20 protein-coding genes and 1 riboswitch are annotated in these 26,224 nt (G+C 55.0%); of the genes, 7 read left to right on the plus strand and 13 right to left on the minus strand.

Features of this window, described 5'->3' with window-relative positions:
- Positions 1–363: 363 nt before the first annotated feature.
- Positions 364–1,215 (minus strand): glutamate racemase, encoded by an 852-nt coding sequence (gene murI / locus ACIP6T_RS22370; protein ID WP_097095669.1) that lies wholly within the window; start codon positions 1,213–1,215, stop codon positions 364–366.
- Entirely contained in the window at positions 1,160–3,040 is a 1,881-nt protein-coding gene (btuB, locus tag ACIP6T_RS22375) for a TonB-dependent vitamin B12 receptor BtuB (protein WP_345827787.1), read from the minus strand. The genes murI and btuB overlap by 56 nt, the downstream gene beginning before the upstream one ends.
- A 68-nt stretch (positions 3,041–3,108) precedes the next feature.
- Positions 3,109–3,290: riboswitch (cobalamin riboswitch) on the minus strand.
- A 112-nt stretch (positions 3,291–3,402) separates the two neighbouring features.
- Here btuB and trmA point away from each other — a divergent pair.
- Positions 3,403–4,506, plus strand: coding sequence for a tRNA (uridine(54)-C5)-methyltransferase TrmA (gene trmA, locus ACIP6T_RS22380; RefSeq protein ID WP_400459022.1), 1,104 nt, complete (start codon positions 3,403–3,405; stop codon positions 4,504–4,506).
- Between the two features lie 99 nt (positions 4,507–4,605).
- On the opposite strand, the gene ACIP6T_RS22385 is transcribed toward trmA, so the two are convergent.
- Positions 4,606–4,959 (minus strand): YijD family membrane protein, encoded by a 354-nt coding sequence (locus ACIP6T_RS22385; RefSeq protein ID WP_097095666.1) that lies wholly within the window; start codon positions 4,957–4,959, stop codon positions 4,606–4,608.
- A gap of 18 nt (positions 4,960–4,977) precedes the next feature.
- Complete coding sequence (gene fabR, locus ACIP6T_RS22390; protein ID WP_097095665.1) at positions 4,978–5,622, minus strand: HTH-type transcriptional repressor FabR; 645 nt, start codon at positions 5,620–5,622, stop codon at positions 4,978–4,980.
- Between the two features lie 194 nt (positions 5,623–5,816).
- Here fabR and sthA point away from each other — a divergent pair, with 194 nt between their 5' ends.
- A complete protein-coding gene (gene sthA / locus ACIP6T_RS22395; RefSeq protein ID WP_007885417.1) occupies positions 5,817–7,217 on the plus strand; it encodes a Si-specific NAD(P)(+) transhydrogenase in 1,401 nt (466 codons plus the stop codon).
- Here the strand turns inward: sthA and oxyR are convergent.
- Entirely contained in the window at positions 7,200–8,117 is a 918-nt protein-coding gene (gene oxyR / locus ACIP6T_RS22400) for a DNA-binding transcriptional regulator OxyR (RefSeq protein WP_097095664.1), read from the minus strand. The genes sthA and oxyR overlap by 18 nt on opposite strands.
- Before the next feature lie 128 nt (positions 8,118–8,245).
- Between oxyR and ACIP6T_RS22405 the strand changes: the two genes are divergently transcribed.
- Entirely contained in the window at positions 8,246–8,980 is a 735-nt protein-coding gene (locus tag ACIP6T_RS22405; protein ID WP_097095663.1) for a glutathione peroxidase, read from the plus strand.
- Positions 8,981–9,194: 214 nt separating this feature from the next.
- Here the strand turns inward: ACIP6T_RS22405 and argH are convergent, their stop codons facing one another.
- The 4 genes from argH to argC form a co-directional block, all read right to left on the minus strand.
- Positions 9,195–10,568, minus strand: coding sequence for an argininosuccinate lyase (gene argH, locus ACIP6T_RS22410; protein ID WP_400459028.1), 1,374 nt, complete (start codon positions 10,566–10,568; stop codon positions 9,195–9,197).
- A gap of 75 nt (positions 10,569–10,643) precedes the next feature.
- Positions 10,644–11,861: an argininosuccinate synthase gene (locus tag ACIP6T_RS22415; RefSeq protein ID WP_097095661.1), complete on the minus strand. Its 1,218-nt coding sequence runs from the start codon at positions 11,859–11,861 to the stop codon at positions 10,644–10,646.
- 14 nt (positions 11,862–11,875) lie between these two features.
- A complete protein-coding gene (argB, locus tag ACIP6T_RS22420; RefSeq protein ID WP_400459031.1) occupies positions 11,876–12,649 on the minus strand; it encodes an acetylglutamate kinase in 774 nt (257 codons plus the stop codon).
- A 15-nt stretch (positions 12,650–12,664) separates the two neighbouring features.
- Positions 12,665–13,669 carry an N-acetyl-gamma-glutamyl-phosphate reductase gene (argC, locus tag ACIP6T_RS22425; protein ID WP_400459034.1) on the minus strand — a complete coding sequence of 335 codons (1,005 nt, stop codon included), beginning with the start codon at positions 13,667–13,669 and terminating at the stop codon, positions 12,665–12,667.
- 169 nt (positions 13,670–13,838) lie between these two features.
- Here argC and argE point away from each other — a divergent pair, with 169 nt between their 5' ends.
- Both argE and ppc read left to right on the plus strand, forming a co-directional pair.
- Positions 13,839–14,987 (plus strand): acetylornithine deacetylase, encoded by a 1,149-nt coding sequence (gene argE, locus ACIP6T_RS22430; protein ID WP_007885409.1) that lies wholly within the window; start codon positions 13,839–13,841, stop codon positions 14,985–14,987.
- Between the two features lie 253 nt (positions 14,988–15,240).
- A complete protein-coding gene (gene ppc / locus ACIP6T_RS22435) occupies positions 15,241–17,892 on the plus strand; it encodes a phosphoenolpyruvate carboxylase (RefSeq protein WP_400459037.1) in 2,652 nt (883 codons plus the stop codon).
- Positions 17,893–18,039: 147 nt separating this feature from the next.
- Here the strand turns inward: ppc and metF are convergent, their stop codons facing one another.
- The 3 genes from metF to metB form a co-directional block, all read right to left on the minus strand.
- The gene (metF, locus tag ACIP6T_RS22440; protein WP_097095657.1) at positions 18,040–18,936 is read right to left on the minus strand and encodes a methylenetetrahydrofolate reductase; all 897 of its coding nucleotides are present in this window, start codon (positions 18,934–18,936) and stop codon (positions 18,040–18,042) included.
- Between the two features lie 218 nt (positions 18,937–19,154).
- The gene (locus ACIP6T_RS22445; protein WP_097095656.1) at positions 19,155–21,587 is read right to left on the minus strand and encodes a bifunctional aspartate kinase/homoserine dehydrogenase II; all 2,433 of its coding nucleotides are present in this window, start codon (positions 21,585–21,587) and stop codon (positions 19,155–19,157) included.
- A 2-nt stretch (positions 21,588–21,589) separates the two neighbouring features.
- A complete protein-coding gene (gene metB / locus ACIP6T_RS22450; protein ID WP_345827775.1) occupies positions 21,590–22,750 on the minus strand; it encodes a cystathionine gamma-synthase in 1,161 nt (386 codons plus the stop codon).
- Between the two features lie 274 nt (positions 22,751–23,024).
- Between metB and metJ the strand changes: the two genes are divergently transcribed.
- On the plus strand, positions 23,025–23,342 hold the full coding sequence (gene metJ / locus ACIP6T_RS22455) for a met regulon transcriptional regulator MetJ (RefSeq protein ID WP_007885403.1): 318 nt from the start codon (positions 23,025–23,027) through the stop codon (positions 23,340–23,342).
- Positions 23,343–23,419: 77 nt separating this feature from the next.
- On the opposite strand, the gene rpmE is transcribed toward metJ, so the two are convergent.
- Positions 23,420–23,635 carry a 50S ribosomal protein L31 gene (rpmE, locus tag ACIP6T_RS22460; RefSeq protein ID WP_097095654.1) on the minus strand — a complete coding sequence of 72 codons (216 nt, stop codon included), beginning with the start codon at positions 23,633–23,635 and terminating at the stop codon, positions 23,420–23,422.
- A gap of 225 nt (positions 23,636–23,860) precedes the next feature.
- On the opposite strand from rpmE, the gene priA reads away from it, so the two are divergent.
- Positions 23,861–26,059: a primosomal protein N' gene (gene priA, locus ACIP6T_RS22465; RefSeq protein WP_097095653.1), complete on the plus strand. Its 2,199-nt coding sequence runs from the start codon at positions 23,861–23,863 to the stop codon at positions 26,057–26,059.
- Positions 26,060–26,224: the final 165 nt, after the last annotated feature.

Below are 26,224 nucleotides of genomic sequence, written 5' to 3' on the forward strand. Positions count from 1 at the left end.
TCATCTGTAAAACGTCATAATGAATTTCATTATGTGTTCACTCGTGAGACTTGATATTTTGTTGCGTCCGGAGACGCTGATATCAATCCTGCGAGCGCCCACACAGATTGTCTGATAAATTGTTAAAGAGCAGTGCCGCTATTTCTCTAGCGGCGCGGGATGCGTATATTACGCTTTCCGCATTTTCAGTCAAGCATTTATTTTTGCTTTTCTGAAGGTTGCCTTGAAGACCACCTCCTGAACACTTCGCTTCGTAAGCCGTTGTTCCGTGTCAGTGGAGGCGCAGTATAGGGATTTCTTCAGAGCTGACAAGCGCTAATTTCAAATTAATTTCCGAGTGCTGATTTTTTCGGCGAAACGCGATTAAACTGCTAATTTTTCCAGCAACGGGAAGCCATAACGCTGCAGAATTGGTGATAATTTCGTCACCTCCGCATCCATACGCGTGCAGAACGCTAAATTCTGCCCGGATGAAACGGCATGCGGCGCTTCATGCTCTAATAACCAGACGGTACGACGCGCAATGGCGGCCCCCGAATCCACTAGCCGCGTTCCTTCTGGAAGCACCAATTGCAGCTCATCACGCAATAAAGGGAAATGCGTACATCCCAACACCACGGTATCCGGCGGCTCTTTCATACGTAGCCAGGGTTGCACAGCGCGGCGTACATCAGCGAGCTCAACATCTTCGCCATGCAGCTTCGCTTCTGCTAATTCCACCAGCTCAGCAGAACCGAGCATTTCAATTTTGCAATCGCGGGCAAACTGCGTCACTAACTCATGCGTATAAGGACGCTTTACCGTGCCACGCGTGGCCAGCAATCCCACCACGCCGTTACGCGTCAGACGTGCTGCCGGTTTGATCGCAGGCACCACGCCCACAACCGGAAATTCGAAGCGTTCACGCAGAGCCGGCAAAGAAATGGTGCTGGCAGAGTTACAGGCAATGATCACCAGCGCTAACGGAAAACGCTGCGTAATAGCCGTCACCACAGCCACCACACGCTCGACAATAAAGTCTTCGGATTTTTCGCCGTACGGAAAACCTTCATTATCGAAGGCGTAGAGATAGTGAAGATCCGGCAGTAGATGCCGGACCTCATCATAAACGGAAAGCCCACCCACGCCGGAGTCAAACACCAGCACAGTGGGGCGGAGATCAGAAGCTGTAGCTGGCGCTGAGGTAGTACTCCGTTCCTGGAGTTGGATAGCCATACACTGTCTCGTAGTTTTTATCGAACAGGTTGGCAATTCTACCACGAACGGTGAGCTGTGATGTGACCGGATACGAAACTGCCAAATCCCATAAACTTACACCGCCCAATTTAACGCGCTGCGCAGTATAGGAGTGGTTGTAGTCGGTATCGTAACGATCGCCGAGATAGTGATAAGTCACAGACCAGTCAAAATTATAGAGCGTCCAGTCGAGCTGATATTTAACCTGCTGCTTAGCACGGCGCGCCAGCTGCTGGTTGGTTTCGGCATCACGCGCATCAACATAATCATATGAAAGCTGATGACTCAGCGGACCCGTATCAAATGAAGCCGTTGCCTCAACACCTTTAATACGCGCTTTATTAATATTGTAATAAACGTAGGTACTGGGATCACTATCAATCAGATTATCGATATCGTTGCGGTAACCCGATACGCGCCAGTTCACTGGGCCGGTTAGACCTTCAAAGCCACCTTCCCACTGTTTGCTCTCTTCCGGCTTAAGATCGCTGTTGCCATAAGATCCATACAACTGGCCAAGACGCGGTGCTTTGTAGGCCGTGGCATAGTTAGCAAAGACACTGTAGCCCTCAACAAACTCCCAGGAAGCGCCACTCTGCCAGGTGCTGTGCCAGCCAAACTGACTATTATCATCACCACGTACCGCGCCTTCTACAGTGACGCTGCCAAACTGCTGCTGAGCCGTCGCATAAATGCCCGTATCGCGCTGTTCAGTGCTGTTGGTGACATACGCCGTTCCCGGCTCAGTCGTCTGTTTCTGCCAATCCACCCCACCGCTGACCGTACCTGTGCCAACCTGGAAGGTGTTGCCCCATTGCAGGTTGTACTGCTTGCTGTCATCAAGTGTGGTCGCCGGGCCATAGCGGCCGGTACGCGGGTCGTAGTTAAAATCTTTAGTTCGGCTATAGCTGGCAATCAGCTGAGTTGAATAGATGTCATGGTTGTAACGCAGGCCGGTGTCCCAGGTCTGGCTATAGAGCTGGCGAGTATCATCCAGTCCCAGGATATTGAAGCTGCTGTCATAGCTATAAGTACCGTCGTAAGCCGTGCGATTATCAAAACCGTAGCCGCGCACGAAACCGCTCAACTCATCGCTAAACTGGTGCTCCAGTGAGCCATAGAGCGATTTACTCATAAAGCCATCGCGATCTTTCTGCGCGGGATCGCCATACACGTCAGGCAGGTTAGCCACCACATCGTAGCCTCTGGTATAGGTATAATTACCCGCCATTGTCAGCTTAGTGGCATCACCGATCTGCTGCTGCGTCGAACCTTCATAACTCTGATAGCCTTTAGAGCCTACGCCCGCGGTCAGGGTGGTACCGGGTTTTGCGCGGCCGGTAATAATGTTAACCACTCCGCCAATCGCATCCGAGCCATATACCGCCGAGCGCGCACCGCGCACATACTCAATGCGCTGCACCAGCGAAAGAGGAATTTGACTGAGATCGGATGAACCCGAAACACCAGCCTGATTAAGACGAATACCGTCAATCAGCACCAGCACATGGCTTGAGTTAGTTCCGCGAATAAACAGAGAGCTGGATTGGCCCAGCCCACCGTTCTGCGCAATATCCACGCCCGGCAAACGGCGCATCACATCGGTGAGACTTTTTGACTGCCAGCGATCGATATCTTCGCGGGTAACAACGGTGGTGGGCGCCAGCACCGAAGAGACCGGCTGCGCGAAGCGGTTGGCGGTGACGATTTGCGTATCATCATTCTGCTGGGCGTAGCCAAATTGGGCCCAGAGAGACAACGCCGTTGCACTAAAGGCAAACAGCGAAGCGGGTGTTTTTTTCATTGTTATAGCATCCAAAAGACGAAGCAGGATGCCGCATGACTACAACCAATAGCACGCGATGGTCGTATGTATTGCGACGTCACACCGGCAGGTCTTCGGGCTGAGAATCATAAATGGTGAAAAACTTCCCATCCGGCAGGACAGTGTTTGTAAGTGCCATCACCACGACATTCTTTACCGCTGCGCGTCAGCTCCAGATTCACACTGGATTCCCTTTTAACTCAAGGAGGCCGGCAGGCGCAGTCTAAGGCCAGGAAGGCCGGAAATCCAGACTTCCAGCCATCGTGTGTTGCGCAGGGCTGGACATCATCAGTTGAATGCCTACAATCGCCCGGCAAGCCAGCTTATTACCAGGATTAAAGATGACACCCGAACAGCTCCCGATTGAACAATACGACGCGCAACTGGCGGAAAAAGTCAGCCGCTTACAGGCGATGATGGTGCCCTTTGCCGCGCCCGACGTGGAGGTGTTCCGCTCACCGGTCAGCCACTATCGTATGCGCGCCGAATTCCGCATCTGGCATGACGGGGACGATCTCTACCACATCATCTTTGATCAGGAGACCAAACAACGTATTCGCGTCGATCAATTCCCGGCCGCCAGTGAATTGATCAACCAGCTAATGCCGAAATTGATCAATGCGATCCGTGATAACCGTGCATTGCGTTTTAAGTTATTCCAGATCGATTACCTGTCGACCATGAGCAACCAGATCGTCATCTCGCTGCTCTATCACCGCAAGCTGGAAGAGGAGTGGACTGCAGCAGCCAGCGCCCTGCGCGACAGCCTGCGCGCTGAAGGTTTTGATGTGCAGCTGATTGGCCGCGCCACCAAAACTAAAATCTGTCTCGATCGCGATTTCGTCGATGAACGCTTGCCGGTAGCGGGTAAAGAGATGATTTATCGTCAGGTGGAGAACAGCTTCACCCAGCCTAACGCAGCGATGAATATTCAGATGCTGGAGTGGGCGCTGGACGTCACGCAGAATTCGCGCGGCGATCTGCTGGAACTTTATTGCGGTAATGGCAACTTCTCGCTGGCGCTGGCGCGTAACTTCCGCCGCGTACTGGCTACGGAGATTGCCAAGCCGTCAGTAGCGTCCGCGCAATACAACATTGCCGCCAACCAGATTGATAACGTGCAAATTATTCGCATGGCAGCGGAAGAGTTCACTCAGGCGATGAACGGCGTGCGCAGTTTCAATCGTTTAGAAGGCATCGATCTGAAGAGTTATCAGTGTGAAACCATCTTCGTCGATCCACCACGCAGCGGGCTGGATGCGGAAACCGTGAAGATGGTGCAGGCGTATCCGCGCATCCTTTATATCTCCTGCAATCCACAAACGCTATGCGATAACCTTGCGGTGCTGGCAGAAACCCATGATGTCACGCGCCTCGCGCTGTTCGATCAGTTCCCGTATACCCATCACATGGAGTGCGGCGTGCTGCTGACGCTGAAAGCCTGATTGGCAAATAAAGAGTGGGTCGCCATGAACGGCGCCCCTACAAAACCGGTGCGCCATGCGTCAGTTTTGTAGGGTGCGCATTCATGCGTACCGAAAGACTTAGTTTCTGTTTTTGCGGCGAAAACGCATGGCAATCCAGAACACCAGCGCCACCATCAGAATGGTCGGGATAAAGTTGGAGCCGATATCCGGATATTCAGCCCGCACCAGCGCGCTATACACCAGAATACCTAACAGGAAGAATGCCGCCGCCAGCGAAGGCATGCCTTCTGGCATATTGCGGTTGAGATAACGTTGATGCAGACACCAGGCGGCAAGGCCAAGCGCGATCAACGGAAAAATCGAAAAGGGAACAAACGTACTGAACAGCACCGAAAAGGAGCCGTTGATAGCTAAACCGGTGATAAAAGCCAACAAAAGCGTCCCTTTATCGCGAGGGTTTTGCTCAATCATTTCTTTATCCTTATCACATTACTCTTCGGGTTTTTCCAGGGTAACCGACAGGCGCTCTTGCTCCCGGCGATACCAGTAATACGCACCTTTGGCGATCATACGCAGCTGCAGCACCAGGCGATCTTCAAGCTTGCGTCGCAGCTCAATATCGACATCTAACGCTTCAGCACCCGCACTAAACACAATCGTCACCATGGCTTCAGCCTGCGCCTCGGTGAAACTGCGCGGCATACGATTTTCCAGCTCAAGATAATCGGCCAGTTCGGCGATAAAGTGTTGAATCTCACGCGCCACCGCAGCACGAAACGCCGCCGAGGTTCCGGAGCGCTCGCGTAGTAAGAGCCGAAAAGCGTTGGGATTGTTCCCGATGAACTCCATAAAAGTTGCCACCGACGTTTTAATGATGCTGCCGCCTTTGGCAATGCGCTGGCGCGCCTGCCGCATGAGCTGACGCAGCATCAAGCCGCTTTCGTCCACCATGGTCAAGCCAAGTTCATCCACATCGCGGAAGTGGCGATAAAACGAGGTCGGCGCGATCCCGGCTTCACGTGCAACTTCACGCAAACTCAGGCTGGCAAAACTCCTTTCTGCACTTAACTGACTGAAGGCAGCTTCAATCAGTGAACGTCGTGTACGTTCTTTTTGTTGCGCTCTGACGCCCATTTTCCCGGCCTTGTCGATGATTTGGCAGGCACTATAACAAACTTTTCAGCGTACAGCGGTGCAAACTTTGTGAATGGCTGTGAACCTCACGCTTTGTCAAACTTCAGCAATTTACGCTGTTAGAATTCAGATGTGCGCGGCGAGATGTTAGAATCTCGTTGTAAAAATGTGATAAAAAAATAGGACGTACTGGTATGCAAAAGTCTTACGATTACGATGCCATTGTGATTGGCTCCGGTCCGGGCGGCGAAGGTGCGGCGATGGGGCTGGTGAAGCAGGGAGCGCGTATTGCAGTGATCGAACGCTACCACAACATCGGCGGCGGTTGTACTCACTGGGGAACCATCCCTTCCAAAGCCTTGCGCCACGCTGTTAGCCGTATTATCGAGTTCAATCAAAACCCTCTTTACAGCGATCACACTCGACTCCTGCGCTCCTCATTCGCCGACATTCTGAACCACACCGAGAACGTTATCAGCCAGCAAACCGCAATGCGTCAGGGTTTTTATGAGCGCAACCGCTGTGAACTGTATCAGGGCGATGCGCGTTTTGTTGATGCCAACACCATCGAAGTGGAACAGCCAGACGGCACGCGCGAGCGCCTAACCGCAGAGAAATTTGTGATTGCCTGTGGTTCTCGCCCGTATCATCCAACGGATGTCGATTTTACCCACCCGCGCGTTTACGATTCCGATTCCATCCTCAACCTGCACCATGAACCTGGCCACGTCATCATCTACGGCGCCGGCGTGATTGGTTGTGAATATGCGTCGATTTTCCGCGGCCTGAACGTCAAGGTTGACCTGATCAACACCCGCGATCGCCTGCTGGCGTTCCTCGATCAGGAGATGTCCGATTCGCTCTCCTATCACTTCTGGAACAGCGGCGTGGTGATTCGTCACAACGAAGAGTTCGAGAAAATTGAAGGCGTTGATGATGGCGTGATCATTCACCTGAAATCAGGCAAGAAAGTGAAAGCGGATTGCCTGCTGTATGCCAACGGTCGAACGGGTAACACTGATTCACTGGCGCTGGAAAACGTAGGACTGGAAGCGGATGGTCGTGGCCTGCTGAAAGTAAATAGCATGTACCAAACCGCGCAGCCGCACATCTATGCGGTCGGCGATGTCATTGGCTATCCAAGCCTGGCATCCGCCGCATACGATCAGGGCCGCATTGCCGCACAGGCGATCATCAAAGGTGAAGCCACCGCACATCTGATCGAGGATATTCCAACCGGGATTTATACCATTCCGGAGATCAGCTCAGTGGGTAAAACCGAACAGCAGCTTACTGCGATGAAAGTGCCGTATGAAGTGGGTCGTGCGCAGTTTAAACATCTGGCGCGTGCGCAAATTGTTGGCATGCACGTCGGCAGCCTGAAGATTTTGTTCCACCGCGAAACCAAAGAGATTTTAGGCATTCACTGCTTTGGTGAGCGTGCTGCGGAGATCATCCACATCGGTCAGGCCATCATGGAACAGAAGAACGGTGGCAATACGATTGAGTACTTCGTGAATACCACCTTCAACTATCCCACCATGGCCGAAGCCTATCGCGTGGCGGCGTTAAACGGCTTAAACCGCCTGTTTTAACGTGGTATCCAGGTAACCCTGCATGTGGGTTTTAATTGCTTCTGCCAACTGCTCATAGCGGTTGCGCAGAGGCGATCCCGGACGGTAAACCAACGCGATAGTGCGCTGCGGCACCGGCTTATAACACGGCAGATAGCAAACACCATCACGCACGCGCTCATTCGGCACGGCCAGCGAAGGCAGCAAGGTGATGCCGCTTCCAGCCGCAACCATATTGCGCAGCGTTTCCAGACTGGTGGCGCGGAAATGCGTATCTTCATCCGCTCCGGCTTCAAAGCAGAAACCCATCGCCTGGTCGCGCAAGCAGTGGCCATCTTCCAGCATCAGCAATTTTTCACCGGCCAGATCCGACATCGGCACGCGATCGCGATCGCGCCATGGATGATCGGCGTAAACCGCCAGCGTCATAGGCTCATCAAACAGCGGCACCTCAATAAAGGCCTCGCTCTCTTTCACCAGCGCCAGAATGGCACAATCCAGCTTGCCGCTGTCGAGCTGTGCCAGCAGTTGCTGCGTCTGCGCTTCGTGCAGATACATTTCGAGTTTGGGGAAGGTCTGATGCAGCATCGGAATGATGTGCGGCAGCAGATAGGGCCCGGTGGTTGGGATCAAACCAATGTGCAGCGGTCCAGACATCGCTTCGCCCTGCTGGCTCGCCATCTCTTTAAGCACTTTGACTTCACGCAGCACGGTTCGCGCCTGATCCACCAGCAGCAGACCCGCCTGGGTAAATAACACCTTACGACTGGTACGCTCCAGTAGCATCACACCAAGTTCATCTTCAAGCTTACGAATCTGTCCACTTAAGGTGGGTTGGCTGACATGACAAGCATCAGCTGCACGCCGGAAATGGCGATGCTCCGCAAGTGAAACCAGATATTCAAGATCACGAATATTCATGCAAATCCTCCAAACCACGATAGCCCGTGGCGATAGATAGAATAGCAATGAACGATTAGCCCTATCAAGCCGCGAGCGGGAATAATACGCCCCATAGAATTAAGACCATTGAATAGTGAGGAGAAGATATGTTCGCAAGCCAGGAAGGCAAAGCCGTACCGCAGGTTACCTTTCACACGCGTCAGCATGATCGTTGGGTTGATCTCACGACTGACGCGTTGTTCAAAGACAAAACCGTTATCGTGTTCTCGCTGCCGGGGGCGTTTACACCAACCTGTTCATCGAGCCACCTGCCACGCTACAACGAGCTGTTCAGCACCTTTGCGCAGCACGGGGTCGACAGCATTCTGTGCGTGTCCGTTAACGATACCTTTGTCATGAATGCGTGGAAGGCCGATCAGCGCGCTGAACATATCACCTTTATTCCGGACGGCAACGGCGACTTCACCCGCGGTATGAATATGCTGGTAGAAAAAGCCGACGTGGGTTTTGGTCCGCGCTCGTGGCGTTATTCCATGCTGGTGCGCAACGGCATCATTGAGAAGATGTTTGTCGAGCCGAACAAGCCGGGCGATCCGTTTGAAGTGTCGGATGCCGATACGCTGCTGCGCTATCTGGCGCCTGAATATAAGGTGCAGGAATCCGTGTCGGTGTTCACCAAACCCGGCTGTCCATTCTGCACCAAAGCGAAACAGCTTCTGATTGATCGCAGCATTGCGTTTGAAGAAATCGTCCTGGGGCAAGATGCCACAACCGTGAGTCTGCGTGCCGTATCAGGCCGCGCCACGGTGCCTCAGGTATTTATCGGTGGTCGTCATATTGGCGGCAGCGACGATCTGGAGCAGTACCTGCAATCTGCTTAAAACCAATCACTGTGCCGGCTGGGAGTGGCCTGCCCTTGATGATGTGCCTATAAAAAAAGATGTAATTCCGAAGCTAGAGGTTGGCGGGCTACCGAAACGGTGCCCGCTTTTTTTTGTTTGTCGTAACCGTAATGAACATCAACTGAGCACGATAAATCGCGCCGCTACAAAAATGTGCACAAACCGTAGCGGCGCAATTTATTGCGCAATGCCTTTAACCCAAACGTTTCTGGGCTTCACCGATGGCAAATGCGACCTGCTGAGGCGACACGCCACCTTGCGCATTACGCTTATCAAGGCAAGATTGCAGCGACAGAATCGGATAGACATCATCCTCAATTACCGCGCTGAACTGCTTGAGTTGCGCCAAACTGAGCGCTTCCAGCGCCAACCCTTGCCTGATCGCTTCGACCACCGTTTCACCGACAATATGGTGCGCTTCACGGAACGGTACGCCTTTTGCCACCAGATAATCGGCCAGCTCGGTGGAGTTAGCGTAGCCCTGTTCAGCGGCTTCCTGGCAACGTGGACGTTTCACCTGAATGCCGTCCAGCACCAGCACCGACATATGCAGGCAGTCGAGCCAGGTGTCGAGTGCATCAAACAGCCCTTCTTTGTCTTCCTGCATATCTTTGTTATACGCCAGCGGCAAGCCTTTCAGCGTCATCATCATGCCGGTTAGCGCACCTTGTACACGGCCACATTTGCCACGGATCAGCTCCAGCGCATCCGGGTTTTTCTTCTGCGGCATCAGCGACGAACCGGAAGTCACTTTATCCGACAGCTCCAGGAATCCCGCTTCGCCGGTGTTGAAGAAGATCAGGTCTTCCGCAAAGCGCGACAGATGCACCATGCCAATTGAGGCATCTGACAGCAACTCCAGCACATGGTCGCGATCGGAAACGGTATCAAGGCTGTTACGCGTGGCAGACGCAAACCCTAACCAGCCCGCCAGCTGCTGACGATCGATCTCATACGCGGTACCGGCCAGCGCGCCGCAACCCAGCGGGCTGACGTCCATACGCTTCAGCGCATCCTGTAAACGGCTCTCATCACGCGCCAGCATCTCAACGTACGCCAGGCACCAGTGCGCGAAGGTCACTGGCTGCGCACGTTGCAGGTGCGTGTAACCCGGCATCACCGCATCCTGATTGGCTGCTGCGGTGGTAACCAGCGCGGATTGCAGTTCACGCGTCGCCTCCAGCAGCACGGCAACCTGCTCTTTGCACCACAGTTTCAGATCGGTCGCGACCTGATCGTTACGGCTACGGCCGGTGTGCAATTTCTTGCCCAGCGCGCCGACTTTATCGATCAGCTTGCCTTCCACCCAACTGTGAATATCTTCGGCATCGCTTTGCAGAATCTGTTCAGGATTGGCGCGTACCTCGGCCAGCAGTTCCTGCAGCGCGCTTTCCAGCTGTTGCTGCTCGTCATGGGTCAGCACGTTGACCGTGACCAGCGCTTTTGACCAGGCAATCGAGCCGGTAATGTCCTGCTCGGCCAGGCGATAATCAAAACGCAGCGAATCATTGAACTGTTTGAACCGTTGGTCTGCTGCCTGCGAAAAACGTCCGCCCCAAAGTGCCATCTGAATTACTCCTGAATCCGTTATAGAAAAGGCGGCCCGAAGCCGCCCTTGCAAAATGTGTCGCTTGCCGCGGTATTACTTCTTCTGCTCGTTCAGCGCGCGAATGCGTGATGAGAGCGAGAACAGACGGATAAAGCCGCCCGCGTGACGGTGATCGTAAACTTCGTCTTCGCCAAAGGTGGCAAACTCTTCTGAGTACAGGCTGTTAGCAGAGGTTTTCTGAATCGCCGTGGCCTGGCCTTTGTACAGCTGCAGCACCACTTCACCGTTCACCTCTTCTGCCAGTGATTCGGCAGCGGCCTGGATAGATTTACGCAGCGGCGCGAACCAGCGGCCATCGTAAACCACGTAAGACATTTCGTGGCCCAGCTGCTCACGCCATTTGAAGCTATCGCGATCCAGCACCAGCTGTTCAACCGCACGCAGCGCGTTCACCATGATGGTGCCGCCCGGGGTTTCATAGCAGCCACGCGACTTAATGCCCACCAGACGGTTTTCCACGATGTCGATACGACCCACGCCGTGTTTCGCGCCCAGCACGTTAAGTTTTTCCAGGCACTGGAACGGGCTCAGCTTCTCGCCGTTCACCGCAACGACGCGGCCTTTCTCGACGGTAACCGTGACGTTTTCTGGCTGATCGGGCGCTTCCAGCGGATCAACGGTCCACACCCAGCAATCTTTATTCGGTGCATTAGCCGGGCTTTCCAGCACGCCACCTTCCGTGGAGATGTGCCATGCGTTCTCATCACGGCTGTAGATTTTTTCCAGCGACGCGGTGGTCGGGATGTTGCGCTCTTTCAGGTAATCCAGCAGCGCTTCACGTGAACGCAGGTTCCACTCACGCCATGGCGCAACCACTTTCAGCTGTGGCGCCAGCGCGGTGTAGGTGGTTTCGAAACGCACCTGGTCGTTACCTTTGCCGGTTGCGCCGTGGCACAGCGCATCAGCGCCCACTTTCAATGCCAGCTCAACCTGTGCTTTAGCGATGATGGGACGCGCCATCGACGTTCCCAGCAGGTAAGTGCCTTCGTACAGTGCGCCGGTCTGCAGCACTGGATAAACATATTCGCTGATGAACTCTTCGCGCAGATCCACCACGTGGCACTCAGAAGCGCCGGACTGCAGCGCTTTCTTCTCAACGCCTTCCAGATCGCTACGTTCCTGACCGATATCCGCCACAAACGCCACCACTTCACAGCCGCCATAGTTCTCTTTCAACCACGGAATGATGGCTGAAGTATCGAGGCCGCCTGAATAAGCCAGTACGATTTTTTTGATGTTTTGCGTGCTCATGTCTTAATCCTTGATTATGCGAGAATCCGGGTGCCAATCGACACGCCGTTGAAAAGGGTTGGCAGTTGTTCAGCATGACGCCAGCTGGCGATATCCACCGGGCGACCGAGCGTGCGCGCCGCATCGAGCGCTGCGTTCACTTTCACGATCATGCCATCAGTGATGATGCCCTGGGCGATCAGCTGTTCCGCTTTCGCTGCAGTCATCTCTTCGATGCGCTGACCTTTGCCGTCGAGAATACCGCTGACATCGGATAACAGCACTAAATCGGCACCGAGCGTTGCGGCCAGCGCGGTCGCGGCCTGGTCGGCATTGACGTTCATCAACTCGCCGCCGTCGGTGATACCAATCGAGCTGATCACCGGCATGTAGCCTGCCGCCAGCAAGGTGTTCACCAGCGCCGGATTACCCGGCGTGGCGCTACCAACATGGCCGAGCTCTTCATCGAACTGCGCCACATTGACCAAACCGGCATCGCCCAGGCACAAACCCACGGCGCCGATGCCATATTTCTTCGCCCACGCCAGCAGCGTTTTGTTGGCGGTACCGGCTAACGCACCGGTAATAATGTCAATCTGATCGGCTGGCGTCACGCGCAAACCGTTCTTCTTTTTCACCGGCAGCGCGAGCTTCTTCATCAGCTCGTCCACCACGCAACCGCCGCCGTGCACAATGATCAGCGGACGCTGATGTTCATTGCGATACGCCAGCAGGGCATCAAACAGACGGGCCAGCGCTTCTTCGCTATCCAGCAGCACGCCACCCAGTTTAATGATTAAAGGATTCATTGCGTTATCCGTTGGTTAAATCAGAGACAGCGTTTCGGGGAAGCCGAAACGAATGTTCAAACACTGAACCGCCTGCGATGAGGCGCCTTTCAGCAGGTTATCTTCAGCGGCGACCACAATCAGGTGCTCGCCTTGCATGGCGAAGCCGATATCGCAGAACGGCAAACCGACCACCGCTTTCAGCGCCGGAACGCCTTTGTCATACATGCGCACCAGCGGTTTGTCGTGGTAAGCATGATGGAAGGCCTCGGCCACATCCTGCTGCGTCACGCCCGCTTTCAGGCGGCAGGTGGTGGTCGACAAGATTCCGCGCGGGAAGCTGCCCAGATGTGGCGTGAAGATCACTGGCGTGCCGAGATGCGCGACGATTTCCGGATGATGACGATGATTAAACAGGCCGTACGGCTGCAAACTCACTTCACAGAAGCTGGTGGCAACATTAGCTTTGCGCCCTGCACCGCTCACGCCGCTGGTAGCATTAATCACCGGCCACTGTGCATCGTTAAGCAGACCGGCCTCGATGAGTGGTTTCAGCGAAAGCTGTGCTGCGGTTGGGTAGCAACCCGGCACCGCAACCAGCTGCGCGTCTTTGATTTGGTCGTGCTGCCATTCGGCAAGACCGTAAACCGCTTTATCCAGCCAATCCTGATGCTGATGGCTGAAACCGTAATATTGCGTATAGAAAGCGTCGTCGTTGACGCGGAACGCGCCAGAGAGATCGAAGACCACGCAACCTGCTTTGAGGAATTCGGGCGCCAGATCGTGGCTGACTTCGTGGGCAGTCGCGAGGAACACCACATCCACTTTATCGGCCCATTCTGCGGCGTCGCTCAGCGGCTGCAGCGGCAAATCGACAATGCCTTTGAGCTGCGGATGCAAATCCGACAATAACTTTCCAGCATCCGGGCTTTGCGCTGAAACCGCCAAAGCGGTTATGTTCATATGCGGATGGCGATTCAGGTAGGTGGCAAGCTCTACGCCAGCGTAACCACTGGCACCAACGATCAGCGTATTCAACATCAGGCTGTATACCTTATTACAGTCACACGTATCGGGTCGCGGCCTTGCCCCGTTGCCCAGGATGCCGTTTGCAGAAGATTTGATGCTTCACATGCAAGCGACGTTATTGTATTTTTATTCACTATTAATGCATGAATATTGATACATCCTAACCCAAGGACCGTCAACAGTGAAGACAAAATTACCACCTTTTATCGAACTCTACCGCCAGTTGATTGCCACGCCATCAATCAGCGCAACCGACAGCGCACTGGATCAGAGTAATGAAACTTTAATCAATTTGCTGGCCGGCTGGTTCCGCGATATTGGCTTCAGCGTCGAAGTGCAGCCGGTGCCTGGCACGCGGCATAAATTCAATATGCTGGCGCGCAGTGGATTGGGCGCGGGCGGCCTGTTGCTGGCCGGCCATACCGATACCGTACCCTACGATGATGGCCGCTGGACGCGCGATCCCTTCACGCTGACCGAACACGACAACAAGCTTTATGGCTTGGGCACCGCCGATATGAAAGGCTTCTTCGCGTTTATTCTGGATGCGCTGCGTGACGTTGACGTGACCAAACTCAGCAAGCCGCTCTACATCCTCGCAACCGCCGATGAAGAGACCACCATGGCGGGTGCGAAGTATTTCTCTGAATCGACCCAGCTGCGTCCGGATTGCGCCATTATCGGCGAGCCAACGTCGCTCAAACCGGTGCGCGCGCACAAAGGTCATCTATCGAATGTGATCCGTATTCAGGGGCAATCGGGCCACTCCAGCGATCCGTCGCGCGGCGTGAACGCCATCGAACTGATGCATGAATCCATCACTCAACTGATGCAGCTGCGTAACACCTTGAAAGAACGCTACAACCACGACGGCTTTGCTATTCCATATCCAACCATGAACTTTGGCCATATTCATGGCGGCGACGCGGCTAACCGCATCTGCGCCTGCTGTGAATTGCACATGGATATTCGTCCGCTGCCGGGCTTAACTCTGAGCGATTTGGATGGTCTGCTGAACGACGCGTTGGCGCCGGTCAGCGCGCGCTGGCCGGGACGTTTAACCGTGGGCGAGCTGCATCCGCCTATTCCAGGCTACGAATGCCCTGCCGATCATGAGCTGGTGCAAGTGGTGGAGAAACTATTGGGTGTGCCGACTGAAGTGGTGAACTATTGCACTGAAGCGCCATTTATCCAGCAATTGTGCCCAACGCTGGTGTTAGGCCCGGGATCTATCAATCAAGCCCATCAGCCGGATGAGTTTATTGATACCGCATTTATCAAGCCGACTCATGCGCTTATCACCCAGGTTGTGCAGCATTTTTGTCATTGATGAACAACAGATGGGGCATTTCACTGTTAAATCAGCAAATTGCCCCGTCATTGTTCGGGATTTGATAATAAGAATAACTTATCTCGCTTCGCTGCAAGCAAATTCTTTGAATTTCCGCTATTTAGCCGCACATTCATGCGGATTTAAGTCAATTGACGTACAAGAAGATACGTGGCTAGATAAAAGACGATGTTATGCCCGTGGATAATTCCCGTGGGGATATTTAAAAAGATGATGAGGGTGTCAGGGTCCAATGAACGAACAATATTCCGCAATGCGAAGTAATGTCAGTATGCTCGGCAAACTGCTCGGGGATACGATTAAGGATGCACTAGGAGAGAACATCCTCGACCAGGTGGAGACCATCCGTAAACTCTCTAAGTCATCCCGCGCGGGAAATGACACCCATCGTCAGGAACTACTGAACACGCTGCAAAATCTGTCAAATGACGAGCTGCTGCCGGTTGCGCGTGCGTTTAGCCAGTTCCTTAATCTCACCAACGTCGCTGAGCAGTATCAAACCATTTCCCGCAGCGGCGATGGCGCGAATCATCCTGAGCTGCTGAAGAAGACCTTCGAGCGTCTGAAACAGCAAGGTGATATCAGCGAAGCCGCTATCCGCCAGTCGATTGAAGAGCTGTCGCTGGAGCTGGTGCTGACGGCACACCCCACCGAAATTACCCGCCGCACGCTGATCCATATGCTGGGCGAAGTGAACAGCTGTTTACAGCAACTCGATCACAGCGATATCTCTGACTACGAGCGTACGCAGGTGATGCGCCGTCTGCGTCAGCTGGTGGCACAAGCGTGGCATACCGATGAGATCCGCAAATATCGTCCAACGCCCATCGATGAAGCCAAATGGGGCTTTGCCGTGGTGGAAAACAGCCTGTGGCAAGGCGTGCCTGCCTTCCTGCGCGAGCTGAATGAACAGGTGGAAGAGACCTTTGGCATTAAGCTGCCGGTCGATTTCGTGCCGATCAAATTTACCTCGTGGATGGGCGGCGACCGTGACGGCAACCCAAACGTTACCGCACCGATTACCCGCCACGCGATGCAGCTGAGCCGCTGGAAAGCCGCGGACCTGTTCCTGCGTGATATCGGCGTGCTGGTTTCTGAGCTGTCGATGTCCGAATGCAGCGACGAAGTGCGCGAGCTGTGCGGCGATCCGGAAGCGCTGGAGCCGTATCGTATGGTACTGAAACGCCTGCGCAGCCAGCTGATGACGACACAAGCTTATTTGGAACGTCGTCTGAAAGGCGAGCGCCTGCCGCGTCCGACCGATCTGCTGGTTTCTAACGATCAGCTGTGGGAACCGCTGTTCGCTATCTATCAGTCTTTACAACAGTGCGGCATGGGCATCATCGCCAATGGCCAGCTGCTGGATACGCTGCGCCGCGTGAAGTGCTTCGGCGTGCCGCTGGTGCGTATCGATATCCGTCAGGAGAGCACCCGCCATACTCAGGCGATTGCCGAAGTGACGCGCTATCTCGGCCTCGGTGATTACGAAAGCTGGTCAGAAGCGGACAAACAGGCCTTCCTGATCCGTGAACTGAATTCTAAGCGTCCGCTGTTGCCGCATCAGTGGGAACCTGGCGATGAAACGCGTGAAGTGCTTGATACCTGCAAAGTGGTGGCCGAAGCGCCGCAGGGCTCAATTGCCTCTTACGTGATTTCGATGGCGAAAACGCCGTCAGACGTGTTGGCGGTACATCTGCTGCTGAAAGAAGCCGGTATTCCTTACGCCATGCCGGTGGCGCCGCTGTTCGAAACCCTTGATGACCTGAACAACGCCAATGACGTGATGACGCAGCTGCTGAGCATCGACTGGTATCGCGGCTTTATCAACGGCAAGCAGATGGTGATGATTGGCTATTCCGACTCGGCGAAAGATGCCGGCGTGATGGCCGCCAGCTGGGCGCAATATCAGGCGCAGGATGCGTTGATCAAAACCTGTGAGAGCGCCGGCATCACGCTGACGCTGTTCCACGGACGCGGCGGCTCAATTGGTCGTGGCGGCGCGCCAGCACACGCCGCGCTGTTGTCACAACCGCCGGGCAGCCTGAAAGGCGGTCTGCGCGTGACCGAACAGGGCGAGATGATTCGCTTCAAATACGGTTTGCCTGAAGTCACTATCGCCAGCCTGTCGCTGTATACCGGTGCGATTCTGGAAGCTAACCTGCTGCCACCACCGGAACCAAAACGCGAATGGCAGGAGATCATGGACGGTCTTTCGGCGCACTCCTGTGCCATGTATCGCGGCTATGTGCGTGAGAATCCCGACTTCGTACCGTACTTCCGTTCGGCAACGCCGGAGCAAGAGCTGGGTAAATTGCCGCTGGGCTCACGTCCGGCAAAACGTCGCCCAACCGGCGGTGTGGAATCGCTGCGCGCCATTCCGTGGATCTTTGCCTGGACGCAAAACCGCCTGATGTTGCCGGCCTGGCTGGGTGCGGGCGCCGCGCTGCAGAAAGCGATGGATGAAGGTCATCAGGATGAGCTGGAAACCATGTGCCGCGACTGGCCGTTCTTCTCGACGCGTCTTGGCATGCTGGAGATGGTGTTCTCGAAAGCCGATCTGTGGCTGGCGGAATACTACGATCAGCGTCTGGTGGATAAGTCGCTGTGGCCGCTCGGCAAGCAGCTACGCGATCAGCTGGATGCGGATATTAAAGCGGTGCTAACCATCGCCAACGATGCGCACCTGATGGCTGACCAACCGTGGATTGCCGAATCCATCGCGCTGCGTAACGTGTATACCGATCCGCTGAACGTATTGCAGGCTGAACTGCTGCATCGTTCACGCGCGCAGGAAGAGCGCGGTGATGCGCCGGATGCGCGCGTTGAGCAAGCGCTAATGGTGACGATTGCCGGTGTTGCAGCGGGTATGCGAAATACCGGTTAACAAAGAGGCATGATGTGAAAAAGGAGCCAGCTGGCTCCTTTTTTTATGGGTTCTGCACCCTGGTGTCAGGTGCGCATGAATGCGCACCCTACAGAATCAGCACTGGCAAATTGTAGGGTCGCCATTCATGGCGACCACCGCATCACCTTAGGCGCTAATCCCCGGGCGCACGCCCAGCGTGTGGCAAATGGCGTAACTCATCTCGGCGCGGTTCAGCGTATAAAAGTGGAAATCCTTCACCCCTTCGCGCGACAGGATTTTCACCATGTCCATGGCAACGTTAGCGCCGACCATTTTGCGCGTTTCCGGATCGTTATCGAGGCCTTCAAACATCGCGCTCATCCAGCCTGGCACGCGGACGTTGGTCATGGTGGCGAAGCGCTGCAGCTGCTTAAAGTTGGATACCGGCAGAATGCCCGGCACGATTTCAACGTCGATGCTGGCCGCGACGCAGCGATCGCGGAAACGCAGGTAACTTTCAACGTCAAAGAAAAATTGGGTAATGGCGCGGTTCGCACCGGCATCAATTTTGCGCTTTAAGTTGATGAGATCGGCCTGCGCGCTTTTCGCTTCCGGATGTACTTCCGGATAAGCCGCCACAGAAATATCAAAATCGCCAACGTCTTTCAGCAACGCTACCAGGTCCGAACCGTACATTTCTGGTTTGCCGCCGCCCGGTGGTAAATCACCGCGCAGTGCCACGATATGACGAATGCCGCTGTCCCAGTAATCACGGGCGATGCCACGCAGTTCATCACGCGTGGCGTCGATACAGGTCAGATGCGGCGCCGCTTCTAAACCGGTGCGATCTTTGATGCCTTTAATAATGCTGTGCGTGCGATCGCGCTCGCCCGAGTTGGCGCCGTAGGTCACGGAGACGAATTTCGGTTTCAGGCTGCTCAGCCGATCGATTGAGCTCCACAGGGTTTCTTCCATTTCGCTGGTACGTGGCGGGAAAAACTCAAAAGAGACATTAATTTGCCCATTCAGCTCAGCCAGGCTCTGGTTCAACGCTTCGCGTTGATTGGCGTGAAAGAAACTCATCCTAATTACCTCATCATCACACAGCGATTATTTTTCGATCCGCGAACATCCATACGTTTAGACGTCCAGATGCACAAAATGAACCATTACCGCGTTAGCGTCAACTTAAAATTAATCAGCAGGCGTGACAAATCTTCAAACAACGTGAAAGCGTTTCATGATGGGAGGGATAAAGTGAAAAAGGCAGACGAGGGGAGCCGTCTGCCTATTGTGGAAGGTTACAGCAGCTGTGCGAGGCGATTGATGTCAGATTGCAATGCACCCGCCGTCACATCACGACCTGCGCCAGGACCGCGAATCACCAGCGGATTATCACGATACCAGCGGCTTTCGATGGCAAACACGTTATCGCACGGCAGCAGCGCGGCCAGCGGATGCTCAGGGCGTACCGCTTCCACACCGACGCGCGCTTTGCCATTGGCATCGAAACGCGCCACGTAACGCAGCACCAGACCCAGTTCCTGCGCCGCTTCCAGACGCTGTAGCATCTGCTCATTGAGCTCATCGGCATTTTCGAAGAAGTGATCAATCGACTCACCGTCGCAAATCGACGGCACCAGCGATTCCACCCGCACCTGATCCGGCTCGATGTCGTAGCCCGCTTCGCGCGCCAGAATTACCAGCTTGCGCATCACATCCTGCCCAGACAGATCAACGCGTGGATCGGGTTCAGTCAGGCCTTGCTGCCAGGCCTGGTCGACCAGCTCGCTGAATGGAACCGTGCCGTCAAACTGCAGGAACAACCAGGAAAGTGTGCCAGAGAAAATGCCGCTGATCGCCAGAATGCTATCACCGCTTTCTCGCAAATCACGCACCGTGTGATTGACCGGCAAACCGGCGCCCACGGTCGCGTTATAGAGCCAGTGGCGCCCGGTTTTGGCGAAGGCATCACGCACCTGACGCCAGCTCTGGCCGCTGGATGCACCGGCGACCTTATTGGCGCTGATCACGTGGAAACCGTGGCTGGCGAAATCATGATACTGCTGCGCCAGCTGCTCGCTCGCCGTGACGTCCAGCACCACCAAATCATCGAACGGGTGCGCGCGCATCCACAGGAACAGCGACTCTTCATCGCGCTCAACCGCTTCGTCATCGAAAAACGCCAGCGCGCGGCTGGCTTCCAGACCGTCGTAGCTCAGCAAACTGCGGCTGCTGTCTGCCACGCCCGCCAGCACATATTCAAATCCGGTACGCGCCGACAGCGTTTCCTGCTCGCGCGCAAACAGCTCCAGCCAGCGGGATCCAATATTGCCTTTGCCGAAAAGTATCAGGCCAATGCGCTTTTCCGCGCGGAACAGCGACTGATGCAAGCCCTGAATCAGGTGCTGCGTTGGCCCAACGCGCAGTACAGCAACAATGCTGATGTGATCTTCAGACTGCCAGACAAATTCCACCGGCTGATCTTTGATCTGCTGCCAGAAGCGATGGCTATGCAGCGGATTACGCGTTACGCCCGCTCCCACTAGCGCCACCAGCGCTAAGCCGTCGCGCAGCTGCAGATGGCCCGGCAACGCGGCATCCTGCAGCAGATTAAAGGCGCTGTTCACCACTTCAGAGGTGTAACACAGCTGCAGCAGGCGGCGATCGGGATGAATCCCCATCGCCAGCGGCCGTAGCTGCGCGCGCTTCAGCAGCAGATCGATCTCTTTCTGCTGCGTTTTGAAATCGTGATTAGCCGGGATCTCAATCTCAACCAGACACACATCATCGTGGCTGGTGACAATCCGCGCACCGGTACCAGAAGCCAGCACGCGCTCGATGCGCGTTGAGCCCTGCTCCGGCTGATAGCTGCAGCGCAGCTGCAAATCGATATCGCTATTAGAAACCGGCTGCAAGGTGCGAGTGTGCAACACCGGCGCCGCCAGACGTGCCAGCTCGCTGGCTTCATCCAGACGCAGCAGCGGCAGCAGGCAGGCATCAGAGACTTTGCGTGGATCGGCGCTATACACGCCCGCCACATCGCTCCAGATGGTCACGCGACCCACACCCGCCAGCGCACCAATCTGCGTGGCCGAGTAGTCCGAACCGTTACGGCCCAGCAAGACCGTTTCACCGGCATCGCTGCGGCTGATAAATCCGGTTACCACCAAACGCTTATGCGGATGCTGGGTCAACAGCTCCTGCAGCAGCGGCCAGGATTTTCCTTCATCCACCTGCGGCTGCGCGGCACGTTCGGCACGCAGGAAGTCACGCGCATCAAGCCAGGCCGCTTCAATTTCGCGCTGGCTTAATACTGCAGCCATTAAGCGCGCCGACCAGATTTCGCCGTGGCCGACCACTTCGGCATAAACCGCGTCGGTGATGGTGCCGTCGAGCAGTGCCGCCAACCGTTCCAGATCGCGTATAAAGGTAGAGGTCAGGGTTTCGGCATATTCAGCAGGCAGCAGCGCAGCAATAAGCTCGCTGTGAAAGCGGCGTAAAGCCTGTTGCACCTGATGGGCAGATAAGCGATCGCTCTGGCTTAATTTCAGCCAGCTAATCAACTGGTTGGTGGTGCTGCCTGCGGCAGAGACCACCATTAAGTCGCCTGGCTGGCTGTAATCCGCCATGATGCTGGCTACGCGTTGATAGCAACGTGCGTCGGCCAGGCTACTGCCACCAAATTTATGCAACTGCTTGATCGGCGTTCCCGCGCCTGCTGAAATCGTCATGGTTACCCCTCGGCTGCGATCCTGAATGCATTATCCAGATCGGCGATTAAATCTTCGTGATCTTCAATTCCTACTGAAATACGCAGCAGTGTTTCAGAAATTCCCGCTGCCGCGCGCGCTTCTGCAGACATGCCCGCATGCGTCATGGTCGCGGTATGCGAAATCAAACTCTCCACACCGCCCAATGATTCAGCCAGCGTAAACAGCTGCAGTGCTTTCAGGAAGCGGCGCAGGCGCGCTTCATCAGCATCAATTTCGAAACTCAACATGGCACCAAAGCCACGCTGCTGACGTACCGCAAACTCATGACCGGCGTTTTCCGGCAGAGACGGATGATACAGTTTTTTCACCAGCGGTTGTTGCTTCAGGTAATCAACAATTGCCAATGCGTTGCGTTGTGCGGCGGCGATACGCGGCGACAGCGTGCGTAAACCGCGTAGCAGCAGGTAGCTATCAAACGCGGCGCCAGTGACACCAATATTATTCGCCCACCAGGCAAGATCGGTCGCCATCGCCGGATCTTTAGAGATGACTGCGCCTGCAACCACATCGGAGTGGCCGTTCAGGTATTTGGTACAGGAGTGAACCACCAGATCGGCACCCAGCGCCAGCGGGTTTTGCAGCGCCGGGCTAAGGAAGGTGTTATCCACCACGCTAATCGCGCCGGCTTCGCGCGCGGCGGCACAAATGCTGGCGATATCAACCACGCGCAATAGCGGATTGCTTGGGCTCTCGACCAGCACCAGCTTTGGCTTCTCAGCTAATGCAGCAGCCAGCGCGGCTTTATCGCCCTGATCAACAAACTTTACGCGATAGGCACCGCGCTTACTCAGGCTATCGAACAGACGATAGCTGCCGCCGTAGCAGTCATGAGGCGCGACCAGTAAATCGCCCGGCTTCAGGAACACGGTGGTCACCAGATGAATCGCTGACATGCCGGTATTGGTTAAGACCGCACCTGCGCCCCCCTCCAGCTCCGCCAGCGCACGCTGAACCACATCGCGCGTCGGATTACCGCGGCGTGAATAGTCATGCGCGCGCGGCTCATTGAAGTCGAGGAAGTTATAAGTACTGGAGAGATGAATCGGTGGGACAACGCAGCCATATTGCTCGTCATCATTCAAACCGCTGCGTACTGCGATGGTTGCCTGTTTGCGCGTCATGGTGCCTACTGTTCCTGAAGAAAAAGAAGAGCAACAGAATAACATTCAGCGCATAGACGTCAATACATCTGGACATCTAAATGTCTTTGCGTATAGATTGAGCAAATCATCAATAACCGCTAAAATTGTCCGTCATCGCCTGGTGTTCAGCGCGCTTTCCTTTTCAAAAGCGATGCTCAAGCATAAAACCTGCGGTTTAAGGGGTCAGGTATCGAAAAATCGGGCATAATCAACGGATTTCCCCATATTCAACTTTTATTGATTAAGGTAACCCATGGCTGAATGGAACGGCGAATATATCAGCCCTTACGCTGAACATGGTAAGAAGAGCGAGCAGGTTAAGAAAATCACAGTTTCTATCCCGCTGAAAGTGCTGAAGATTTTAACGGATGAGCGTACACGCCGTCAGGTGAATAACCTGCGTCACGCTACCAACAGCGAACTGCTGTGTGAAGCCTTTTTGCATGCTTTCACCGGGCAGCCTCTGCCGAACGATGTCGATCTGCGCAAAGAACGCAGTGATGAAATTCCGGAAGAAGCAAAACAGATTATGCGTGAGATGGGCATCGATCCCGATAGTTGGGAATACTGACGCCAGAAATAAAAAAACCCAGCCGAAGCTGGGTTTTTTCTTGCTTCCGAATCGTGATGATTCGACGGCAAATAATCTTATTTCTTGCTTGCTGGCACGCTGAAACGCTTGTTGAAGCGATCTACACGGCCACCGGTGTCAGCAACACGCTGCTTACCAGTGTAGAACGGGTGGCATTTGCCGCACACGTCCAGGTTCAGACCAGAAGCCATGGTTGAACGGGTGTTGATCACGTTACCGCAAGAGCAAGTCATGGTTACTGCTTCGTACTTAGGGTGAATACCTTGTTTCATGGGAGAACCTCATAAAAGGCCGTGTCGCTCTCCGCGCCAGGCTCTCAGCCTGCGCAGCACCACACGCGATTGAACATTAAGTGTATGCTCCGACGAGCAATCTCATCGAAGGCGGCATAGTATACAGAAATTAACCAGTTTTAGCAAATCACTACTCTAGATACCCGCTCAGTGTATCAGCGTGTACACTACTTCTCCTTAATTCAGAACCGGATAGAGATTCACATGCCCGTTGTTCAGGTTGCCCTGCCCGTTCCGCTACCTCGTCTGTTTGATTACTTGCTGCCTGCCGATGCGCCGCAGCCGGTGGCAGGCGCACGCGTGAATGTGCCGTTCGGCAATCGCAAAATGATCGGCATTGTGGTTGGTACGCGCGAAACCAGCGATCTCCCGTTAACGCAGCTCAAGCAGATTGAGAACGTACTCGACGATGAAAGTCTGTTCTCGCCCGCGCTGTGGCGCATCCTGCATTGGGCGGCTCATTATTATCACTCACCGCTCGGTGAAGTGCTGAGTCATGCGCTGCCGGTGCTGCTGCGCCAGGGCAAACCGGCGCAGGAAGCACCGCTGTGGCAATGGGTGATCAATGATGCTGGACGAGAAGTGGCGATGGAGAGCCTGAAGCGCGCGCCGAAACAGCAGCAGGCGCTGGCGATGCTGCGTCAGCAGCCGTTGTATCGTCATCAGGTCAGCGAACACGATTTTACCGATGCCGCCCTGCAAGCGTTGCGCGCGAAAGGCTTGTGCGATCTGCGTGAACACGCGCCGCAAATGCACGACTGGCGCAGCAGCTTCGCCGTAAAAGGCGAACGCCTGCGCCTGAATACCGATCAGGCGATGGCGGTGGGCGCGATGCGCAGCGAAGACGACCACTACGCACCCTGGCTACTGGCGGGAATTACCGGTTCGGGTAAAACCGAAGTGTATCTTAGCGTGCTGGAGAATGTGCTGGCACGCGGCAAACAGGCGCTGGTGCTGGTGCCAGAGATCGGCCTGACGCCACAAACAATCGCCCGCTTCCGCGAACGTTTTGATGCGCCGATTGATGTGTTGCACTCGGCGCTCAACGATAGTGAACGCCTTGCGGTTTGGCTGCGCGCGCGTAGCGGCGAAACCGCGATTGTTATCGGAACGCGTTCAGCACTGTTCACGCCGCTGGCGCGTCCGGGTGTGATCATTATTGATGAAGAGCACGATAGCTCGTACAAACAGCAGGAAGGCTGGCGCTATCAGGCGCGCGATCTGGCGGTATTCCGCGCCCATGAAGAAGACATCCCGATTGTGATGGGATCGGCCACGCCCGCGCTGGAAACCTTGCACAACGTACGCGTTGGCAAATATCGCCAGCTCAATCTCACCAAACGCGCGGGCAATGCCAAACCGGCGTTACAGCAGTTGATTGATCTGAAAGGTCAGCAGCTGAAAGGAGGATTGGCACCCGCGCTGCTCGGCAAAATGCGCCAGCATCTGCAGGCTGATAATCAGGTGCTGCTGTTTCTCAACCGCCGCGGTTTCTCACCGGCGCTGATGTGTCATGATTGCGGCTGGCTGGCAGAGTGCCAGCGCTGCGATAGCTACTACACGCTGCATCAGAATCATCGCCAGTTGCGCTGCCATCATTGCGATAGCCAGCGCCCGCTACCTAATCAGTGTCCCGGCTGCGGCTCAACGCATTTGATGCCGGTCGGCGTAGGTACCGAACAGCTGGAACAGCAGCTCGGTACGTTATTCCCTGGCGTACCGGTGTCGCGCATCGATCGCGATACCACCAGCCGCAAAGGTGCGCTGGAGCAGCATCTGGCCGATGTGCATCGCGGCGGTGCGCGCATTTTGGTCGGCACACAAATGCTGGCGAAAGGTCACCATTTCCCGGATGTCACGCTGGTGTCGTTGCTGGATGTTGATGGCGCGCTGTTTTCCGCCGATTTCCGCGCCGCCGAGCGTTTCGCTCAGCTCTATACCCAAGTTGCTGGCCGCGCTGGTCGCGCCGGGAAACAGGGCGAAGTGTTGCTGCAAACCCACCATCCAGAACATCCACTGCTGCAAACCCTGTTGCATCGCGGCTATTTTGCCTTTGCCGATCAAACGCTGCTAGAGCGTCAATCAGTTCAGCTGCCGCCGTGGACCAGCCACGCCCTGTTCCGCGCCGAAGATATGGATAACCAGCAGGCAGCGGAATTTCTTACGCAACTGCGCAATTTACTGGAAGCCAGTCCAATGAAAGATGAGGCGATGTGGCTGATGGGGCCAGTTCCTGCACTGGCGCCTAAACGCAGCGGGCGCTGGCGCTGGCAGTTACTGGTACAACATCCGTCACGTAAACGTTTGCAACAGTTGCTGAGCGGATCGCTGCCATTGATCGCTACTTTGCCCGCCGCGCGCAAAGTGAAATGGACGTTAGATATCGATCCCACCGAGAGTTAAGCCACGCTACAACTGCGAGCCAGATCGAAAAAAGTCGCACAAGTCACAATTTTTATGCAAATTAAGTAACAACCCGGCGCGACCTTGGGTTAACAATAGTGCCGACCCGGTTGAAGCCCGGCATTCTCTGTAAATCAATGCGCTGTACCGCGTCAGGAGTTATAC

Source organism: Pantoea sp. NPDC088449, from assembly GCF_044753225.1.
Lineage (GTDB): Bacteria > Pseudomonadota > Gammaproteobacteria > Enterobacterales > Enterobacteriaceae > Pantoea > Pantoea floridensis.

Excerpts from the sequence above, each read along its gene's own strand:
- ppc (WP_400459037.1), top strand. The coding sequence starts at position 15,241 with ATGAACGAACAATATTCCGCAATGCGAAGTAATGTCAGTATGCTCGGC.
- metF (WP_097095657.1), bottom strand. The coding sequence starts at position 18,936 with ATGAGTTTCTTTCACGCCAATCAACGCGAAGCGTTGAACCAGAGCCTG.
- ACIP6T_RS22415 (WP_097095661.1), bottom strand. The coding sequence starts at position 11,861 with ATGAGCACGCAAAACATCAAAAAAATCGTACTGGCTTATTCAGGCGGC.
- ACIP6T_RS22405 (WP_097095663.1), top strand. The coding sequence starts at position 8,246 with ATGTTCGCAAGCCAGGAAGGCAAAGCCGTACCGCAGGTTACCTTTCAC.
- fabR (WP_097095665.1), bottom strand. The coding sequence starts at position 5,622 with ATGGGCGTCAGAGCGCAACAAAAAGAACGTACACGACGTTCACTGATT.
- btuB (WP_345827787.1), bottom strand. The coding sequence starts at position 3,040 with ATGAAAAAAACACCCGCTTCGCTGTTTGCCTTTAGTGCAACGGCGTTG.
- ACIP6T_RS22385 (WP_097095666.1), bottom strand. The coding sequence starts at position 4,959 with ATGATTGAGCAAAACCCTCGCGATAAAGGGACGCTTTTGTTGGCTTTT.
- metJ (WP_007885403.1), top strand. The coding sequence starts at position 23,025 with ATGGCTGAATGGAACGGCGAATATATCAGCCCTTACGCTGAACATGGT.
- metB (WP_345827775.1), bottom strand. The coding sequence starts at position 22,750 with ATGACGCGCAAACAGGCAACCATCGCAGTACGCAGCGGTTTGAATGAT.
- sthA (WP_007885417.1), top strand. The coding sequence starts at position 5,817 with ATGCAAAAGTCTTACGATTACGATGCCATTGTGATTGGCTCCGGTCCG.
- oxyR (WP_097095664.1), bottom strand. The coding sequence starts at position 8,117 with ATGAATATTCGTGATCTTGAATATCTGGTTTCACTTGCGGAGCATCGC.
- argC (WP_400459034.1), bottom strand. The coding sequence starts at position 13,669 with ATGTTGAATACGCTGATCGTTGGTGCCAGTGGTTACGCTGGCGTAGAG.
- argB (WP_400459031.1), bottom strand. The coding sequence starts at position 12,649 with ATGAATCCTTTAATCATTAAACTGGGTGGCGTGCTGCTGGATAGCGAA.
- argH (WP_400459028.1), bottom strand. The coding sequence starts at position 10,568 with ATGGCACTTTGGGGCGGACGTTTTTCGCAGGCAGCAGACCAACGGTTC.
- priA (WP_097095653.1), top strand. The coding sequence starts at position 23,861 with ATGCCCGTTGTTCAGGTTGCCCTGCCCGTTCCGCTACCTCGTCTGTTT.
- murI (WP_097095669.1), bottom strand. The coding sequence starts at position 1,215 with ATGGCTATCCAACTCCAGGAACGGAGTACTACCTCAGCGCCAGCTACA.
- rpmE (WP_097095654.1), bottom strand. The coding sequence starts at position 23,635 with ATGAAACAAGGTATTCACCCTAAGTACGAAGCAGTAACCATGACTTGC.
- trmA (WP_400459022.1), top strand. The coding sequence starts at position 3,403 with ATGACACCCGAACAGCTCCCGATTGAACAATACGACGCGCAACTGGCG.
- ACIP6T_RS22445 (WP_097095656.1), bottom strand. The coding sequence starts at position 21,587 with ATGACGATTTCAGCAGGCGCGGGAACGCCGATCAAGCAGTTGCATAAA.